We start from the raw sequence: 18,033 nt of genomic DNA, 5'->3' as shown, positions 1-18,033 counted from the left end.
AGAGAAAATGCGCCTCAGTTCAACTTTTATGACAGTATTGACTTTATACTTTCGGTAAAACTTATGCTTTTGTAAGGTATTGTATGGTTTTGTCGAGTTTATTGTTTGTCTCTGTCACATTTGGTATAAAAAGTATCACTTTCTTTTCGGGACTCGATCATGTCACATCTAAACTACAACCATCTCTATTATTTCTGGATGGTGTGCAAACAGGGCTCTGTAACTAAGGCGGCTGACGCGCTCTTCCTGACACCGCAAACCGTGACAGGACAGATTAAAGCGCTTGAAGAGCGCATGAAAGGAAAGTTAACCAAGCGCAATGGTCGTACAGTTGAGCCCACTGAGTTAGGTCAGCTTGTGTTTAAGTACGCCGACCGGATGTTCGGTTTGAGCTATGAGATGTTAGATATCGTCAATTACAGCCAGCACTCGAACATTCTATTTGAAGTTGGTGTAGCCGATGCATTATCTAAACGCTTGGTCAGTAAAGTACTGATGACGACCGTCCCGGAAGATAACAGTATTCATTTACGCTGTTATGAATCGACCCACGAACTGCTACTTGAACGCCTTTCTCAGCACAAGCTAGATATGATCCTTTCGGATTGTCCCGTTGATTCTACTCAAAGTCCTGGCCTTTATAGCAAAAAGTTGGGTGAAAGTAGCATGAGCTTTTTTGCTTCTTCTGAAATTGAAAATGTGCGATTCCCTGAGATCTTGGAACAAAAAAAACTTCTGATTCCCGCGAGCCGAACGGCTATGGGGCGTAAAGTTATTCAATGGTTTGATCGTCAAGGCCTTCAACCCAATGTGCTAGGGGAGTTTGATGATGTTGCGTTGATGAAAGCTTTTGCTCGGTACCACGATGATGTGATTTTCTTGGCACCGACCGTATACATGTCGGAGATTGAAGACGACCGAAATTTACAGCTAATTGGCCATGTCGATGGGCTAAAAGAAGAGTACTACGTGATTTTTGCGGAACGAATGATCCAACACCCCGCGGTAAAAAATGTTTGTGATGCTGATTTCAGTCAAATGTTTGAGTAAACCCGTATCGTTGCGTAAATAAATAGATTACTATCAATAAAAATATAATTCTAAATAATATCTAAGTAAGCAAGATACTTGTTTTAGTGAGCAAAACTATTAATTATTGATGGCGCACCAATTAAAATCCTTGGTGGATAATATTGGTGTATCACTAACAACTAAATTAGAGGTTCTAATAATGAAGACTCTGGAAGTGTATCTTGATTTTCTTAGATATATAAATCAGTGCAACACAACAAGCTGGCCAGGGTTGGAATAAGTAAGTTGTAGCTAGAGGTCCAACACATGAATCTACAAGAAATGGAGCAGAACTCCGCAAAAGCCGTCGTGTTGCTCAAAGCGATGGCAAACGAGAGACGCCTACAAATCCTTTGTATGCTGCATAACCAAGAGCTGTCCGTGGGAGAGCTGTGTGCAAAGTTAGAGCTAAGCCAGTCGGCATTATCTCAGCATCTTGCTTGGCTTCGCCGTGATGAGTTAGTCACGACAAGGAAAGAAGCACAGACGGTGTACTACACATTAAAGAGTGATGAAGTGAAAGCGTTAATAAAAACACTGCATAGTCTTTATTGTGCTGAGAGTGCTCAACATTAATTAAATAGTCCTAATATACTGCTCATCTTAGAGTGTGAATCTAACTTGTTGGAATATTTGAGAGTGGCGTTAAACTTTTGATGATAGGGTACTACTCATCGACCAATTTGCTTTGTTCTCAAGTGTTTTATTAGTGCTTTCTAGTTTGAGCGTTATATGGGTAATGAATAAGCTGATGTCTTTAAATGGGACATTCAGAAAAAGAAAAGCTGGCATTGCCAGCTTTTTTTATTAAGAAAACTTTGTAGATATAAAAAAACCGACACAAGGTCGGTTTTTTCTTCACTGTAAAATCAGGACTCTATTAAAGAGCTTTGATTTGTGCAGCGAAACGAGACTTATGGCGAGCTGCTTTATTCTTGTGAATAAGGCCTTTAGTTGCCATGCGGTCTAGGATAGGTGTAACTACAGCGAATGCAGCAGTTGCAGCTTCTTTGTCGCCTGCTTCGATAGCAGCAACAGTTTTCTTCATGTAAGTACGCATCATTGAGCGACGGCTAGCATTGTGCTGACGACGTTTCTCAGCTTGGATAGCGCGCTTCTTAGCAGATTTACTATTTGCCAAGGGTCTAACTCCCAAAAACTTAGTTCTGTGACAATTTAAGGGCGAGGAATATCCCTCATTTGCGCTTAAATGTCAAATGATTTGTGCAAAAACCGATCTAAGCCAAAACAAATTTTGGTAAGAGAGGTTATCGCGGTTAAGATGGCGGGGATTCTAACAGCATTTTTATACCAATGCTAATAATTATCCGCGAAAGGCACACTTATTCCTTACAACCCGCGGATAGATTTTTGACGTCTATTTACAGCACCTGTCAGAGAAACAGTATAGGGTTAGCTGTCTTATGGTGATATTCCGAGGTTACAGTGAGTAAACGACTACTCAAGTCTGGCATGATCGTCAGTGCTATGACATTTATTTCCCGCGTTCTTGGCCTAGTTCGTGATGTTGTAGTGGCAAATTTAATGGGGGCAGGAGCAAGCGCAGACGTCTTTTTCTTCGCCAATAAAATTCCTAATTTTTTACGACGTTTGTTTGCTGAAGGTGCTTTTTCCCAAGCGTTTGTACCTGTTTTAACGGAAAGCCATGCTCAAGGCGACATGAATAAAACTCGGGAGCTCATTGCTCGTGCGGCGGGTACATTAGGGGTGATAGTCTCAATTGTTACCATCTTAGGTGTTCTAGGTTCCGGAGTGGTGACTGCACTGTTTGGTTTTGGTTGGTTCCTAGACTGGATGCATGGTGGTCCCGCGGCTGAGAAGTTCGAACTTGCTAGCGTGATGCTCAAGATTACCTTTCCTTATTTATGGTTCATCACTTTTGTTGCCCTATCGGGAGCCATTCTCAATACACTAGGTAAGTTTGCGGTTTCTTCGTTTACTCCTGTCTTCCTCAATGTGATGATCATTTTGGCAGCATGGTTTATCTCGCCGCAGATGCCACAGCCAGAGATTGGTCTTGCCATCGGTGTTTTCCTTGGTGGTTTGGTTCAGTTCTTATTTCAAATCCCTTTCCTTATTAAAGCGGGGGTTATGGTTAAGCCGAAATGGGGCTGGCGCGATCCGGGCGTGGTGAAGATCCGAACCTTAATGATTCCTGCTTTGTTCGGTGTGTCGGTAAGCCAAATCAACTTGTTGTTTGATACTTTTATTGCCAGCTTTCTGCAAACCGGTTCGATCAGTTGGTTGTACTATTCAGATCGCTTGTTGGAATTCCCGTTAGGTCTGTTTGGTATTGCTATTGCAACGGTGATTTTACCAGCATTATCACGCAAACATGTTGACGCACAAAATGAAGGATTCGCACAAACCATGGACTGGGGGGTGCGCATGGTGATCTTACTTGGCCTTCCTGCAATGCTTGGTTTGATGGTACTGGCAAAACCTATGTTGATGGTGTTATTCATGCGAGGTGAGTTTTCGCCACAAGACGTACATCAAGCATCATTGTCACTCTTTGCTTACGCTTCAGGCTTGTTGAACTTTATGCTGATTAAAGTGCTCGCTCCGGGTTATTACTCGCGTCAAGACACTAAAACGCCAGTGAAATACGGCATCATTGCGATGGTGACCAACATGGTATTTAATGCAATTTTTGCGTACTTCTATGGCTACGTTGGCTTGGCTATCGCGACGGCACTATCGGCATTTGTGAATATGGCACTGCTGTATCGTGGCCTGCACATCGCAGAGGTATACCAAATCACTAAGCGAACCGTCTTCTTTATTATACGTTTAGCTATTGCTGGCGCGGCGATGGTGGCGGCAATCTTATGGCAACTGGAAGATATGTCAGTATGGCTGGGCTGGAGCTTTGCTCACCGAAGCGCGGTGCTAGGGATGTTGATCGGTTTAGGAGCCGTAGTTTACCTAGTGGTTCTATTTTTAACTGGTGCGCGTTTAAAAGACCTAAAAGCTGGGACAGACTGAGGGTGATTAGTATATAATCCGTCAGTTTCACACAGTGTAAAGTAAAACAGAGGCAGAAAGCAGTATCCAATGGAACTGATTAGAGGCATTCACAATATCAACCCGCGACATCATGGTTGTGTGCTGACTATTGGCAATTTCGATGGTGTCCATAAAGGCCATCAACAAGTATTGCAGCAAGTGTCTGAGCAAGCGGACAGGCTATCCTTGCCTTCTGTTGTGATGACCTTTGAACCTCAGCCGATGGAGCTGTTTGCCAAAGACAAGGCACCTGCAAGGTTGACGCGATTACGCGATAAGTTCGTGCAATTGAGTAAGCTCGATATTGACCGCTTACTGTGTGTCAATTTCAATCGCCATTTTGCAAGTTTAACCGCGGAAGAGTTTATCCGTGACTTGTTGGTCGAGCGTTTGGGTGTTAAGTTTCTTGTCGTTGGTGATGATTTCTGCTTTGGCAAAGGCCGTACAGGTAACTTTGCAATGCTGCAGGAAGCAGGGGAAAAATACGGCTTTGATGTCGTAAGTACCCAGAGCTTTTGTTTACAACAATTACGTGTCAGCAGTACGGCTATCCGTCAAGCGCTGGCGCGTGACGATTTGCATTCCGCGCAACAGATGCTGGGAAGAAACTACAGCATCAGCGGTCGTGTTTCTCACGGAAGAAAGCTAGGTCGAACCATTGGGTTCCCTACTGCAAATATTCCTTTGAAACGCTGTGTTTCTCCGGTTTCCGGAGTCTATGTTGTTCAAGCGCTTGGCTTAGGAAATAAGCCAGTTGGTGGTGTTGCTAATATTGGTCAAAGACCAACCGTCAATGGTGTTCGCCAACAGTTAGAAGTGCACTTATTCGACTTTCATGCCAATTTATATGGCAAGCAACTAGAAGTGGAACTTTTGCATAAACTTCGAGATGAGCAAAAGTTTGAGTCGTTTGAAGCACTTAAACAACAAATCGAATTGGATGCTGAAGCAGCAAGGGTGTGGCTGCGTCAGCTTAAGCGTTGAGCGGTTTATTCCACCGTTCAACATAATGTCTAATTTTCGCCCAATATAACGGAATTAAGAATCGATGAGTGAGTATAAAGATACCCTGAACTTACCTGAAACAGGGTTTCCAATGCGCGGCAACCTGGCCAATCGTGAGCCAGAAATGCTTAAGCGTTGGTACAAAGAAGATCTTTACGGTGAAATCCGTAAAGCTAAGAAAGGCAAAAAGTCATTCGTATTGCACGATGGCCCTCCTTACGCAAATGGTGACATTCATATTGGTCACGCACTAAACAAGATTCTTAAAGACATTATTATTAAATCCAAAACACTTTCAGGTTTTGACGCACCTTACATCCCAGGCTGGGACTGCCACGGTCTACCAATCGAATTAATGGTAGAGAAGAAAGTAGGTAAGCCAGGCCAAAAAGTGACAGCAGCGGAATTCCGCGAGAAATGTCGTGAATACGCAGCAGGTCAGGTTGAAGGTCAGAAAGAGAGCTTCAAACGCCTTGGTATCATGGGTGAGTGGGACAAGCCATACCGCACTATGGATTTCGCAACTGAAGCGAACATTATTCGTGCTCTTGGTAAGATCGCAAGCAATGGTCACCTGCTAAAAGGTTTCAAACCTGTTCACTGGTGTACAGACTGTGGTTCTGCTCTTGCTGAAGCGGAAGTAGAATACAAAGATAAAGTATCGCCATCTATCGACGTTCGTTTTAAAGCGGCTGACGAAGCGGCACTGCTATCTAAATTTGAACTGACAGAAGGTCATGAAGGTCACGGTGACGTATCTATCGTTATCTGGACAACAACACCTTGGACACTGCCTGCAAACCGCGCAGTATGTCTACGTGATGATCTAGAGTACGTGCTTATCCAAACAGAAGGCGACAACGCTGAGCGTATCATCGTTGCTGCTGAGCTAGCGAAAGACGTAATGGACCGTGCGGGTATCGAGCACTTCCACAACCTTGGCTTTGCTAAAGGTGCGGACCTAGAGCTTTCTCAATTCCAACACCCATTCTACGATTTCACTGTACCGGCGATCCTTGGTGATCACGTTACGACTGATTCAGGTACTGGTGTTGTTCACACTGCTCCTGGTCACGGTCAAGAAGACTTCGCGGTTGGTAACAAGTACAACCTAGAAGTAGCAAACCCAGTTGGCTCAAACGGTGTTTACCTACCAGATACAGAGCTATTTGCTGGTCAGCACGTATTTAAAGCGAACGATGCAGTAGTAGAAGTACTAAAAGAAAAAGGTGCACTACTACACCACCACGCTTACGAGCACAGCTACCCACACTGTTGGCGTCATAAGACCCCAATCATCTTCCGTGCTACACCTCAATGGTTCGTTTCTATGGACCAAGCTGGCCTACGTGCTAAAGCATTAGAGTCAATCAAGAATGTAGAGTGGATGCCTGAGTGGGGTCAAAGCCGCATCGAAGGTATGATCGAAGGTCGCCCTGAGTGGTGTATCTCTCGTCAACGTACTTGGGGTGTGCCAATTGCTCTGTTTGTTCATAAAGAAACAGCAGAACTTCATCCAAACACGCTAGAGCTGATCGAGAAAGTCGCTAAGCTGGTTGAAGAGAAAGGCATCCAAGCATGGTGGGATGTAGATGCCGCTGAACTACTAGGTGCTGACGCTGACCAATACGAAAAAGTGCTAGATACGCTAGACGTATGGTTCGATTCAGGTGTCACTCACTTCTCTGTTGTTGATGCTCGTGAAGAGTACAACGGCAACAGTGCAGACCTATACCTAGAAGGTTCTGACCAACACCGCGGTTGGTTCCAATCTTCTTTAATTTCATCTATTGCGATGAAAGACGAAGCACCTTACAAACAAGTACTGACACACGGTTTCGTGGTTGACGGTCAGGGTCGTAAGATGTCTAAATCTATCGGTAACGTGGTTGCGCCAAAAGACGTAACCAACAAGCTAGGTGCTGACATTCTTCGTCTATGGGTTGCTTCTACAGACTACACTGGTGAAGTTGCGGTTTCTGATGAAATCCTAAAACGCAGCGCAGATGCGTACCGTCGTATCCGTAACACAGCGCGTTTCTTCCTAGCTAACTTGAGCGGCTTCAACCCTGAAACAGACATCGTTCCTGTTGAAGAGATGGTTGCGCTAGATCGCTGGGCGGTTGGTCGTGCACTAGCAGCACAAGAAGAGATTGTTAAAGCATACGAAGAGTACAACACACACGGTGTAACTCAGCGTCTAATGCAATTCTGTTCAATCGAAATGGGCTCTTTCTACTTAGACGTAATTAAAGACCGTCAGTACACAGCAAAACGTGGCGGCAACGCTCAACGTAGCTGTCAGACTGCACTTTACTACATCGTAGAAGCGCTAGTTCGTTGGATGGCGCCAATCATGTCGTTCACTGCAGATGAAATCTGGAACGAAATGCCAGGTCAACGCGACAAGTTCGTATTCACTGGTGAGTGGTTCGACGGTCTATTCGGTCTTGCTGAAGGTGAAGAGCTGAACAACGAATTCTGGTCTGAGATCCAAGCGGTTCGTGGTGCGGTAAACAAACTTCTAGAAGATGCGCGTAAAGAGAAAACCATTGGTGGTGCACTACAAGCTGAAGTGACTCTATTTGCTGATGACGCACTAGCGGCGAAGATCAACAAACTTGAAGATGAACTGCGCTTTGTTCTACTAACCTCTGCGGCGAAAGTTAAGCCTCTAGGTGAGAAGACGGATGCAGCACAAGCGACGGATATCGAAGGCTTGTTTGTAGAAGTAGCAGCAGCTGAAGGCGAGAAGTGTGACCGTTGTTGGCACCACACGCCAGACGTAGGCACAATTGAAGGTCACGAGAAGATCTGTGGTCGTTGTGTGTCTAACGTAGACGGCGAAGGTGAAGTACGTAAATTCGCGTAATTGCCTAGAACGACTGAACTTTTTTTAAAATTAACAGCCCCAGTATTTACTGGGGCTGTTTGTAGGTAAAGTAATGAGTGAAAAAACACTGACGTTAAAGCAATCTGGAGTTCGCTGGCTGTGGTTAGCAATTCTGGTATTTATTGCAGATATTGGCATCAAATTGGTGGTGATGGACAACATGGGCTACGGATGGGCAAACCGAATTGAGGTGTTGCCATTCTTCAACCTACTTTACGTTCATAACTACGGTGCCGCTTTCAGCTTCTTGAGCGATCAAGCTGGTTGGCAGCGTTGGTTATTTACAGGTATCGCGTTTGTTGTGACGGGTCTTTTGACCTACTGGATGAGCAAGCTTCCAGCAAAAGAAAAATGGAACAACATTGCTTATGCACTGATTATTGGTGGTGCAGTGGGCAACGTGTTTGACCGCGTCGTTCATGGCTTTGTTGTTGATTACCTAGACTTCTTCTGGGGTAACTACCACTGGCCAGCATTCAACCTTGCTGACATGGCGATCTGTATTGGTGCGGCAATGATTATTCTGGATGGCTTCCGTAAAAAAGACGCTAACAAGTAACCTTTTGCGATATATCGAATAACCCTAAGCGTCGTCCGTTGATTCGAGCGACGCTTTTTATTATGTTGGAGCGCCAATCAGCATATCAATGTATAAAAAGACCAAGCTGACAGCGTAATAACCCAAGAACAAGGAAGCATTAACGTGACAACAATAACCAATGAATCGGTAGTAACCCTTCACTTTACGATTAAAATGAAAGACGGATCGGTTGCAGATAGTACTCATAACATGGGTAAACCAGCGAAGTTTGTTATGGGTGATGGCAGCTTGAGTGAAAACTTTGAGCAATGCTTGATCGGCCTCGAAACAGGCGCACAAAAAGCGATTGAGCTAAAGGCAGAAGACGCGTTTGGTATGCCAAACCCTGATCATATTCACTATATGGATCGCACTAAATTTGTAGGTGATGCAGAAGTGGAAGTTGGTACAATCATGGCCTTCAGTGGCCCTGATGGCATGGAAATCCCGGGCATTATTACAGAGATTGCAGGCGATTCAGTCACTGTGGACTTCAACCATCCTCTAGCGGGACAAGACGTGACTTTCGAAGTTGAAATTTTGTCAGTAGAATAGCGAACCCAATAAAGATAATTTCCATGAGCAATGAAATGAAAATCCTGTTAGCTAACCCACGTGGTTTCTGTGCTGGTGTTGACCGCGCGATTAGCATCGTAGAGCGTGCGCTAGAGATGTATCAGCCACCTATCTATGTTCGACATGAAGTGGTGCATAACCGTTTTGTGGTTGAAGGTCTAAAACAGCGTGGTGCTATCTTCGTTGAAGAGCTGCATGAAGTGCCAGACAACAACATTGTGATTTTTTCTGCTCATGGTGTATCGCAGGCGGTTCGTCAGGAAGCCAAGCAGCGTGATTTGACCGTATTTGACGCAACGTGTCCTTTAGTAACCAAAGTGCATATGGAAGTGGCGCGTGCGAGCCGTCGTAATATGGAAGTGGTTCTGATTGGTCACGCAGGTCACCCTGAAGTCGAAGGTACGATGGGGCAATACGCCAGTGAAACCGGTGGTATGTACTTGGTTGAAACTCCAGCCGATGTTGAGAAACTGAAGGCGATTGTGAAAGATCCATCCGATCTTCATTACGTAAGCCAAACGACGCTTTCTGTCGATGAAACTGCCGATGTTATCGAAGAGCTACGCCGCGTGTTCCCAGATATCCAAGGTCCACGTAAAGACGATATCTGTTATGCGACACAAAACCGCCAAGATGCCGTACGTGAATTAGCTGGTGACGTAGATGTGATGGTTGTGGTGGGTTCTAAAAACTCATCAAACTCTACACGTCTTAAAGAGCTAGCTGAAAAGCTAGGGACACCTGGCTACTTAACCGACTGTCCGGAAGATATCAAACCTGAGTGGTTCGAAGGCAAAACAAAGGTCGGCGTGACTGCGGGAGCATCTGCTCCGGAAGAGCTCGTTAATCAGATTCTAGAGCGAATCAAAGAACTCGTCGGTGCCGAAGCGGTTGATGAAGTACTTGGCCGTGAAGAGAATATGTTCTTTGAAGTACCTAAAGAACTGCAAATCAAGCAAGTGGATTAGTCTCCATTTATCGAATATTCAAAAGGCGACCTGTGGGTCGCCTTTTTTACATCTCTCTTAACTCATTTAGGTAATCACGAATTTGGTCTTTTCCTAAACCATCGATAATCATATCAGACATCTTCGTGATTCTTCGCTCAAGCGATTGAGCAACCTTTTCGCAATGTGCGTACATGTCTTCATCAGAACCATCGGTCGGAAAAGCATCAACTTGCCAGTTTACTCGAACACCACCTGCAAGCCACTGAGGAGCGGTTTCTTGATGTAAAGAATCACAGAGAATAATAACGATGTCGGGAAGAAACTGAGTTCGCTCCTCCCATGAATGCGTGTGGATATGCGGAATGGGGAGTTGGTGGTCATCTAAATATTTTTGCACCACTGGGTGCACCTTGCCTGTGGGATGTGAGCCTCCACTGGTGACACTAAAATCTGCTGGCAGGATATTGGTTGCGATTGACTCCGCGAGGACGCTTCGTCCAGCGTTGTGCTTACATATGAATAAAACTTTATACATCATCGCCTCGTCTTTTCAGAGCGTCCTATTTATACGCTAGCGGAAACTTAGCGATGATGTGTGAAGTTTTTGTGTTAGTGGCTAATGCCGAGCATCTCTTTGAGCACCTTTAAGTAGCGGCGGCTTACTGGTATCTCAAAGCCTGTTTTGGTGATGATTTCCGCTAACCCATTTTCCAGTAACTTGATTTCGCTAATCGCTTTAATACTGACTAAGTATTGACGATGGCAGCGGACTAGAGGGGTTTTCTCTTCCAACGTTTTTAATGTCAGTTGGGTGCTCGCGGTTTGGCTGGTGGAGCGTACATGCACGCCGCTGATATCACTGTAAGCACATTCCACCGTGTCGGTGGCCATGATAACGATGCGGTTGTGTCCGATGCACGGTATCTGATCCAACGTGTCAGGTGTAATAGCAGACAGTTGTTGCGTTAGGGCGGATTGGCTAATGACTTTGTTTAGTCGTTTGACCGTTTTAGTTAACCTGCATGGGTCGACAGGTTTGAGCAAGTAATCAAAGGCATTGTCTTCAAATGCTTGAATCGCATACTGATCATAAGCCGTGACAAAAACCACATAAGGCATGGTTTCTGGATCAAGCATCCCAAGTAGTTCAATCCCCGTGACTTGAGGCATTTGGATATCGAGAAACACCACATCAGGCTTAAGTTCATTGATTTTTTTTAGGCCAAGGATTGCGTTTGAGGCATCGCCCACGACCTCAACTTGGCCTGTTTCATCCAGTAACTCTGCTAGCTCTTCACGAGCAAACTGTTCATCATCAATGACGAGTGCGGTTAACATCCAACATTACCTTTATTGCTTCAGCGTGCTTTTATGATTTTGGGGGAATGATAAAGCTCATTTTAGTAAATTGATGTGGCTCGCACGTAATTTTTAGCGCTGCATCACGTCCAAATTGATTAGTGAGACGTTTGTCGACAATTTCTAAACCTAGCCCTGAGTGGTTTTCTTTTGGCGGTTCAAAACTGCCTGCGTTGTCTTCGACGGTAATCAAGTGACCTTGTGGGTGTGCTTCGCTGTATATATGAACTTTACCACCTTCAAGCATGTTTGAAATGCCATGCTTAATGGCATTCTCAACCAAAGGCTGGAGTGTAAAGCTTGGTAATTTGATGTCCAGCAATTCAGGTTGAATATCGATTTCAACCTCTAAGCGGTCCGTAAAACGCGCTTTTTCGATGCTCAAGTACGAGTTCACATGTGCAAGCTCTTCCTTTAGCGTCACGGTATTAATGTTCTGCTTTAAATTGCTGCGGAAGAAGTGCGATAAATTTTGGATTAGCTCGCGCGCTTTGTCAGGGTCACGACGAGTAATCGCACTAATAGTATTGAGTGCATTAAACAAAAAGTGTGGATTCACCTGAGCGTGAAGCAATTTTATTTCTGCTTGGGCGAGTAAGGCTTGTTGTTGTTGGTAATCGCCATAAAGGATTTGGCTAGATAGAAGCTGGGCTATTCCTTCCGCCATCGACATGTTGGCCGTCGAGAACAATTTACGCTTCGGTTCATACAGCTTTATGGTACCAATGACCTCTTTCCCTGCACGCAGTGGGATGATCAGCGCAGATCCGAGCTTGCAATCTTTTGCAATGGAGCATTGGTATGGACGCTCCGCACCATCAAGATAAATGATGTCGTTTTTCTCCATGGAGTCTAATGTGCTTTGCGATGAAATCGGCGTGTTTGGTTTATGGTGATCATCGCCAATGCCCACAAACGCTAAGATTTTTTCTTGGTCAGTAATCGCGACAGCGCCCACTTTGGTTTCTTCGTAAATAATACGCGCGATTTTCTCTGCGTTTTCGGTGTTGAAGCCGTTGCTTAGAATTCCCACTGAGCGATCAGCAATGGTGAGCGCTCGACGCGAAAACGTCGCAGAAAACTTTTCAAAGATTGCTTTTCTGTCTTGCAGGATACTCATGAACAACGCCGCACCAAATGAATTCGCGATGATCATAGGCGCTGCAATAGCGGACACCAGTTCATAGGCTTGATCAAAAGGTTTCGCGACGGCGAGCAGCAAAATCATTTGCACCACTTCTGCAACAAACGTGACGCTGAATACGACGCTTGGATTAAACAGCAATGCGCCTTTATTTCGCTTGATAAGGTAAACGTGGAGCAAGCCACCAATTACGCCCTCGGCGGTGGTTGAAATTGCACAGGCTAGGTCAGTAAAGCCACCAAGAGAGTATCGATGAATGCCACCAGTAAATCCGACGGCGAAACCTACAACAGGTCCACCAAACAGCCCGCCCATAACTGCGCCGATCGCACGAGTATTGGCAATAGCATCGTTGATGTGCAGACCGAAATAGGTGCCGAGAATACAAAAGCCAGAGAAGAGTACGTAACAAATTAGGCGGTGGCTTAAGCGCGAAGAAATACTCAGCAAAGGTAAGATGATTGGCGTTTTACTTAGCATGTAAGCCAAAACTAAGTACACACACATCTGTTGTAAAAGGGAGATGACCAGTTCCATAGTGAACCTAACCTAGAATCAATGTTGTTATTGTATACCTAAGTAACCTCAAGATGCTTGGCTCAGATAGATAAGAACAGCTAAGTAAATGATGCTGCGCTGTGCTTTCTGAACCTTAAAGTGACTTGGGTATAAAACAAAAAGAGCCTGCAATTGGCAGGCTCCTATCTTAGTCACTCAGATGTGACGAGTATTACGCTGTTTCTGATACGGCTTGTGGTTTCTCTTCGTCAGCCAGTTCAGTTTCACCTTTACCCTTAGAGGTTTTGATAACGTAACCTGTCACAGCTAGGGCAAACACAATACCTACGATAGTTGATAGTTGCATTGGCAGACCAAAACCTAGCGAGCTGTTGTTTAAGATGAACGTGACACATACCGTGGTCATGAAGATAGCTGGGATAGTGGTAATCCAGTGCAGCTTGTTGTGACGCAGTAGGTAAGCGGACGCAGTCCAAAGCATCATTACCGCTGTTGTTTGGTTTGCAAAACCGAAGTAGCGCCAGATAATGCCGAAGTCTACTTGAGTTAAGATACCGCCGATAACGAACAGTGGAAGTGCCATCAGTAGACGGTTACGTAGCGTTTTTTGTTCCATGTTGAAGTATTCAGCAAGGATCAAGCGGCTTGAACGGAACGCTGTATCGCCAGACGTAATTGGTAGGATAACCACACCCAGGAACGCAAGGATACCACCGAACACACCTAGCAGACCAAATGATGCGCTGTATACCACGTTACCAGGGCCACCGTTTTTCACAGCTTCTGATAGAGCGTCTAGAGAGCCGAAGAAAGACAGAGCGATAGCACACCAAATTAGCGCGATAACACCTTCACCAATCATTGCACCGTAGAATACGAAGCGACCGTTTTTCTCATTTTCCATACAACGCGCCATCAGTGGAGACTGAGTTGCGTGGAAGCCAGAGATAGCGCCACATGCGATAGTGATGAACAATGCAGGCCATAACGGCATGTCATTTGGGTTGAGGTTAGAGAACATGTCCGAAACTTGGAAGTCACCCATTACTGTGTGTTCGCTAGAGAAAGCAACGGCTGTCATTAGGCCAACAGACATAAAGATAAGTAGGGCGCCAAACAGTGGGTAGAAACGACCAATGATTTTATCGACAGGAACAATCGTCGCAATGATGTAGTAAGCAAAGATAGCAATAACCATTGTAGTCATGCTTACGCTCAAGCTTGTTTGATCATTGATGAGGTTAGTAATCATGCCAGCAGGGGCTGAAACGAACACTACGCCAACTAGAAGCAATAGGACAATGGCAAAAATATTCATAAAGTGTTTTGCGCCATTACCTAAGTAGCGACCTGTAATGGTAGGTACAGATGCACCGCCGTTACGCACTGAAAGCATGCCTGAGAAGTAATCGTGTACTGCACCAGCAAAAATACAACCGACTACAATCCAAAGCATCGCCGCAGGACCGTATAGTGCCCCCATGATCGGGCCAAAAATTGGACCCACACCTGCGATGTTAAGTAGTTGAACTAGGTAAACTTTCTTTGTTGACATTGGAACGAAGTCAACACCGTCCGATTTGGTGTGAGCTGGCGTTTGGCGTTTTTCATTGATGCCGAAAATCTTCTCGACGAAAGCGCCGTAGATGAAGTATCCGCCGATTAGGGCTGCGACACAGGTTAGAAACCACATCATAGCAATTGTCCTTGGTCTTAGTTGGGTAGGGTAATTTTTTAATCTCAGGATGCATGTTATGCGTCACTTGTGTTAAATGCATTCGGTTAGTAGATGAGTGGTCGAATAGAGCACTGAGTGGTCGATATGCTGCTTGAGCGGTTTTTAAAAATGGCGAAAGGTTGATGACAGTCTTGAGCGGCTGATTTGAGTCATCAGTGGTTAAATCTGCAAGCTCAGCGGCAAGCGCCAATAATTAGTGGTAAGCTTATTTTTGAAAACAATTACTTAAGGAAGAACCATGAAAAAGGTAACGGTAGGTCTGGCACTGGCTTTACTTGCAGGATGCACAGCAACGACAGCAGATCTTGCCAAGTCGGGAGATTGGCATCAGATCGGATATCAAGATGGCATAACCGGACACACATCGCGCACGATGAGCGAGCTTCGTGAGTTGGGTAGTGTTAAGCAAAGTGACTACGACCAAGGTTATTTAGAAGGTTTACGTGAGTACTGTAATCCTGCTTTTGCGTATCAAATGGGGGTATCTGGTCAGTATTACGAAGGGGTTTGTGAAGGTACTGAGCAAGCGCAAAAATTCCGCATGGAATGGCAACGTGGTTGGAATGAATACTCAAATTAATAGTCAATAAAGCCGTTGTTACACTGTCTGCATCACATAAATGTGGCAAAATCCTCCTTATTAAACTATGTTCATATTGCTTGATAGTGAGCACAGAAAAAAAGGAATCACATTATGTCAACGCAAATGGCTGGTGGCTGGAGTCCATTTCATGAACTCACAGCAGAGAATAAAGAAGTATTTGCTAAAGGTATCGAGGGGTTTGTCGGTGTCAAATACTCCCCTTTGGTTGTGGCTACTCAAGTCGTAGCCGGACAAAACTATGCGTTTTTCTGTAATGCAGAAGTTGTCTACCCTGGAGCACAACCATACCCAGCAATGGTTCATATGTTCAGTGACCTTGAAGGTAAAGTCGGTATTACTCACATTGAACGATTGAACTACTAAATTAAGCCATAAAAGGCGCCTGACTTTTAAATAAGTGAGGCGCTTTATTGATTAAGATTGATTAGTTTGCGCGATCACGACTTTTCTTAAATATCCTTGCTTGGCGTTCAGTTGCTCAGTCGCGCTTTCTCTATCCAGCCCGGTTAAAATCATCAAAATCGCTAACTTGGCGTCGTAGTCCGTTTCTTTGAGCGCCGTTTTAGCCTCTTGGTTAGTACAATCTGTTGCTTGCATAACAATACGAGCCGCTCTTGCAACTAGCTTTGCATTCGTCGCTTTCACATCTACCATTAAGTTCTGATAACTTTTGCCTAGGCGAATCATGCTTGCGGTAGTGAGCATGTTCAGTACGAGTTTTTGTGCCGTCCCTGATTTTAAGCGAGTGGATCCCGTTAACGCTTCAGGTCCTACAACGGGGCTAATCGCAATATCAGCAATATCAGCAATCGGAGAGTCAGGGTTACAAGATAGTGCTACAGTGGTGGCACCAAGCTCGTTCGCATACTCTAAGCCACCAATCACGTAAGGTGTTCGTCCACTTGCCGCAATACCAACGACGACATCGCGTTGTGTTAGTGTATTCTCTTTAAGATCTTGCTCACCCAATGCTGGATCGTCCTCCGCCCCTTCTTTTGCACGGAACATTGCCTCTTTTCCACCGGCAATAATACCAACGACCATCTCTGGATCTGTGCCAAAAGTTGGTGGGCATTCTGAAGCGTCCAAAACGCCAAGTCGACCACTGGTACCCGCACCGATGTAAAACAACCGACCTCCGACCTTAAATGCTTCCGTGATCTTATCAACGGCTTCAGCGATCTCAGGCAATACTTTTTCAACGGCAAGAGGAACGAGTTTGTCCTGTTGGTTGATGCGTTGAACAATATCGAGAGAAGGCAGCAAGTCGATGTCCATGGTGTCTGGATTTCGCCCTTCAGATACCAGATGGGATAAAGCTGCGATAAGTGCATCGTTCGTCATAATGAATTAAGCCTTTTTGTTTAGGATCTATTGCCCTTAATTTTTTGAATAGAGTACACCCAGTGAAGCGAGACGACTTGCCCCCGTAACTTCCGGTAAGTTGCTAGGGAGGCCGTGAATATGGCGCTGCGCAAGCCAAGCAAACGCCATTGCTTCCATGTAGTCGCCATCAACGCCTTTTTCTGCCGTTGTCGCAACGCTCCATTGTGGCAATAACTTAGCTAGTCGCTGCATCAAAAGTGGGTTTCTTGCTCCACCGCCACAGACCAATAGTTGAGGTGTGATGCCATGAGAAAACTTGTCGACTTCGTTGGCAATGGTAATTGCAGAATACTCGCAAAGTGTACGTTGTACGTCTTCGATTGGTAAATTGTGATGGGCCAGTTGTTGATGCAGCCAGTCAATATTGAACAGTTCTCGTCCGGTACTTTTAGGGGCTGGCATGGCGAGGTAAGCTTCTTTGAGTAATTGAGTCAACAAAGTAGCGTTTACCGTTCCTTTAAGTGCAAACTGTGCATCTTCGTCGAAGCTTTGCCCAGTATGCAGCGCACACCATGCGTCCATCAACATATTGCCCGGGCCTGTGTCATAGCCAATGACTGGTTGTTCTGGATGCAGTACCGAGATATTGGCAATGCCTCCAATGTTAAGTACCACAGTTGTGGAATCCTGCATCGCAAAAATGCTTTTATGGAAAGCAGGGACGAGTGGGGCACCTTGTCCACCTAGCGCCATGTCTTTACGACGAAAATCCGCTACCGTATCAATGCCTGTTTTGACCGCGATAATGTTTGCATCGCCCAATTGAGTGGTAAACGGCAAGTTTCCGGTAGGCTGATGGAATACTGTTTGACCGTGATTACCAATCGCACGAATTTGCTCTACGACGTAACCAGACTTATTGAGCAGCTGTAACACAGCATCTGCAAATAGGTGGCCGAGCTGGTGGTCAAGTTCACCTATGGCTTTTAAATTTGTTGCTTGACCGGTACAAACAGATAACAGCATGTCTTTTAGTGCTGCGGGCATTGGGTAGTCGTCATGCGCAATCAGGCGAACGTGCTCATCGCTTATTTCAACTAGAGCGGTATCAACACCATCCATACTCGTTCCAGACATCACACCAATGTACAGTTCGTTAAATTTCATAGCCGATCTCGTCAATTCTTCATTCACTTATTGTAAAGCAAATCTGAAGCGAATAACCTCATCGAATACGA

Annotated in this window: 17 protein-coding genes; 10 read left to right on the top strand and 7 right to left on the bottom strand. The window is 45.1% G+C overall.

Features of this window, described 5'->3' with window-relative positions:
- The first annotated feature begins 159 nt into the window (after positions 1 to 159).
- Positions 160 to 1,050, top strand: coding sequence for a transcriptional activator NhaR (nhaR, locus tag R7Q11_RS17205; RefSeq protein ID WP_005381942.1), 891 nt, complete (start codon positions 160 to 162; stop codon positions 1,048 to 1,050).
- 288 nt (positions 1,051 to 1,338) lie between these two features.
- On the top strand, positions 1,339 to 1,647 hold the full coding sequence (locus tag R7Q11_RS17200) for an ArsR/SmtB family transcription factor (protein WP_005381940.1): 309 nt from the start codon (positions 1,339 to 1,341) through the stop codon (positions 1,645 to 1,647).
- 304 nt (positions 1,648 to 1,951) lie between these two features.
- Here R7Q11_RS17200 and rpsT read toward each other — a convergent pair whose 3' ends face one another.
- Entirely contained in the window at positions 1,952 to 2,212 is a 261-nt protein-coding gene (gene rpsT / locus R7Q11_RS17195) for a 30S ribosomal protein S20 (RefSeq protein WP_005381938.1), read from the bottom strand.
- A 305-nt stretch (positions 2,213 to 2,517) separates the two neighbouring features.
- Here rpsT and murJ point away from each other — a divergent pair, with 305 nt between their 5' ends.
- The 6 genes from murJ to ispH all read left to right on the top strand — a co-directional run bounded on the left by murJ (position 2,518) and on the right by ispH (position 10,123).
- Positions 2,518 to 4,080, top strand: coding sequence for a murein biosynthesis integral membrane protein MurJ (gene murJ, locus R7Q11_RS17190; protein ID WP_025998736.1), 1,563 nt, complete (start codon positions 2,518 to 2,520; stop codon positions 4,078 to 4,080).
- Between the two features lie 69 nt (positions 4,081 to 4,149).
- A complete protein-coding gene (gene ribF / locus R7Q11_RS17185) occupies positions 4,150 to 5,085 on the top strand; it encodes a bifunctional riboflavin kinase/FAD synthetase (protein WP_005381933.1) in 936 nt (311 codons plus the stop codon).
- Between the two features lie 64 nt (positions 5,086 to 5,149).
- Complete coding sequence (gene ileS, locus R7Q11_RS17180; protein WP_017821497.1) at positions 5,150 to 7,978, top strand: isoleucine--tRNA ligase; 2,829 nt, start codon at positions 5,150 to 5,152, stop codon at positions 7,976 to 7,978.
- A gap of 73 nt (positions 7,979 to 8,051) precedes the next feature.
- Positions 8,052 to 8,558, top strand: a complete 507-nt coding sequence (gene lspA / locus R7Q11_RS17175) for a signal peptidase II (RefSeq protein WP_225466618.1) — start codon at positions 8,052 to 8,054, stop codon at positions 8,556 to 8,558.
- Between the two features lie 144 nt (positions 8,559 to 8,702).
- On the top strand, positions 8,703 to 9,134 hold the full coding sequence (gene fkpB, locus R7Q11_RS17170) for an FKBP-type peptidyl-prolyl cis-trans isomerase (protein WP_005381922.1): 432 nt from the start codon (positions 8,703 to 8,705) through the stop codon (positions 9,132 to 9,134).
- A gap of 23 nt (positions 9,135 to 9,157) precedes the next feature.
- Positions 9,158 to 10,123, top strand: a complete 966-nt coding sequence (gene ispH, locus R7Q11_RS17165) for a 4-hydroxy-3-methylbut-2-enyl diphosphate reductase (protein ID WP_005381920.1) — start codon at positions 9,158 to 9,160, stop codon at positions 10,121 to 10,123.
- A gap of 46 nt (positions 10,124 to 10,169) precedes the next feature.
- Here the strand turns inward: ispH and R7Q11_RS17160 are convergent, their stop codons facing one another.
- The 4 genes from R7Q11_RS17160 to R7Q11_RS17145 all read right to left on the bottom strand — a co-directional run bounded on the left by R7Q11_RS17160 (position 10,170) and on the right by R7Q11_RS17145 (position 14,823).
- Positions 10,170 to 10,643, bottom strand: coding sequence for a low molecular weight phosphatase family protein (locus R7Q11_RS17160; RefSeq protein ID WP_017636163.1), 474 nt, complete (start codon positions 10,641 to 10,643; stop codon positions 10,170 to 10,172).
- A 71-nt stretch (positions 10,644 to 10,714) separates the two neighbouring features.
- The gene (gene btsR, locus R7Q11_RS17155) at positions 10,715 to 11,443 is read right to left on the bottom strand and encodes a two-component system response regulator BtsR (RefSeq protein ID WP_005381917.1); all 729 of its coding nucleotides are present in this window, start codon (positions 11,441 to 11,443) and stop codon (positions 10,715 to 10,717) included.
- A gap of 31 nt (positions 11,444 to 11,474) precedes the next feature.
- A complete protein-coding gene (locus tag R7Q11_RS17150; RefSeq protein ID WP_005381915.1) occupies positions 11,475 to 13,145 on the bottom strand; it encodes a sensor histidine kinase in 1,671 nt (556 codons plus the stop codon).
- 193 nt (positions 13,146 to 13,338) lie between these two features.
- A complete protein-coding gene (locus R7Q11_RS17145; RefSeq protein ID WP_005381914.1) occupies positions 13,339 to 14,823 on the bottom strand; it encodes a carbon starvation protein A in 1,485 nt (494 codons plus the stop codon).
- A gap of 280 nt (positions 14,824 to 15,103) precedes the next feature.
- Between R7Q11_RS17145 and R7Q11_RS17140 the strand changes: the two genes are divergently transcribed.
- Entirely contained in the window at positions 15,104 to 15,445 is a 342-nt protein-coding gene (locus R7Q11_RS17140; RefSeq protein ID WP_206953697.1) for a DUF2799 domain-containing protein, read from the top strand.
- A gap of 114 nt (positions 15,446 to 15,559) precedes the next feature.
- Positions 15,560 to 15,832 (top strand): hypothetical protein, encoded by a 273-nt coding sequence (locus tag R7Q11_RS17135; protein WP_005381911.1) that lies wholly within the window; start codon positions 15,560 to 15,562, stop codon positions 15,830 to 15,832.
- A gap of 51 nt (positions 15,833 to 15,883) precedes the next feature.
- Here R7Q11_RS17135 and murQ read toward each other — a convergent pair whose 3' ends face one another.
- Both murQ and R7Q11_RS17125 read right to left on the bottom strand, forming a co-directional pair.
- A complete protein-coding gene (gene murQ / locus R7Q11_RS17130) occupies positions 15,884 to 16,813 on the bottom strand; it encodes an N-acetylmuramic acid 6-phosphate etherase (RefSeq protein WP_017636161.1) in 930 nt (309 codons plus the stop codon).
- Between the two features lie 36 nt (positions 16,814 to 16,849).
- On the bottom strand, positions 16,850 to 17,962 hold the full coding sequence (locus tag R7Q11_RS17125) for an anhydro-N-acetylmuramic acid kinase (protein WP_017821495.1): 1,113 nt from the start codon (positions 17,960 to 17,962) through the stop codon (positions 16,850 to 16,852).
- Between the last annotated feature and the right edge of the window lie 71 nt (positions 17,963 to 18,033).

The organism is Vibrio sp. 970 (assembly GCF_033339075.1).
The sequence above is the reverse complement of the archived record's forward strand: the minus strand, read 5'-3'. Positions and strand labels throughout refer to the sequence as shown.

Excerpts from the sequence above, each read along its gene's own strand:
- R7Q11_RS17140 (WP_206953697.1), top strand. The coding sequence starts at position 15,104 with ATGAAAAAGGTAACGGTAGGTCTGGCACTGGCTTTACTTGCAGGATGC.
- ispH (WP_005381920.1), top strand. The coding sequence starts at position 9,158 with ATGAGCAATGAAATGAAAATCCTGTTAGCTAACCCACGTGGTTTCTGT.
- R7Q11_RS17145 (WP_005381914.1), bottom strand. The coding sequence starts at position 14,823 with ATGATGTGGTTTCTAACCTGTGTCGCAGCCCTAATCGGCGGATACTTC.
- ribF (WP_005381933.1), top strand. The coding sequence starts at position 4,150 with ATGGAACTGATTAGAGGCATTCACAATATCAACCCGCGACATCATGGT.
- murQ (WP_017636161.1), bottom strand. The coding sequence starts at position 16,813 with ATGACGAACGATGCACTTATCGCAGCTTTATCCCATCTGGTATCTGAA.
- btsR (WP_005381917.1), bottom strand. The coding sequence starts at position 11,443 with ATGTTAACCGCACTCGTCATTGATGATGAACAGTTTGCTCGTGAAGAG.
- R7Q11_RS17125 (WP_017821495.1), bottom strand. The coding sequence starts at position 17,962 with ATGAAATTTAACGAACTGTACATTGGTGTGATGTCTGGAACGAGTATG.
- R7Q11_RS17160 (WP_017636163.1), bottom strand. The coding sequence starts at position 10,643 with ATGATGTATAAAGTTTTATTCATATGTAAGCACAACGCTGGACGAAGC.
- lspA (WP_225466618.1), top strand. The coding sequence starts at position 8,052 with ATGAGTGAAAAAACACTGACGTTAAAGCAATCTGGAGTTCGCTGGCTG.
- ileS (WP_017821497.1), top strand. The coding sequence starts at position 5,150 with ATGAGTGAGTATAAAGATACCCTGAACTTACCTGAAACAGGGTTTCCA.
- nhaR (WP_005381942.1), top strand. The coding sequence starts at position 160 with ATGTCACATCTAAACTACAACCATCTCTATTATTTCTGGATGGTGTGC.
- R7Q11_RS17200 (WP_005381940.1), top strand. The coding sequence starts at position 1,339 with ATGAATCTACAAGAAATGGAGCAGAACTCCGCAAAAGCCGTCGTGTTG.
- R7Q11_RS17150 (WP_005381915.1), bottom strand. The coding sequence starts at position 13,145 with ATGGAACTGGTCATCTCCCTTTTACAACAGATGTGTGTGTACTTAGTT.
- R7Q11_RS17135 (WP_005381911.1), top strand. The coding sequence starts at position 15,560 with ATGTCAACGCAAATGGCTGGTGGCTGGAGTCCATTTCATGAACTCACA.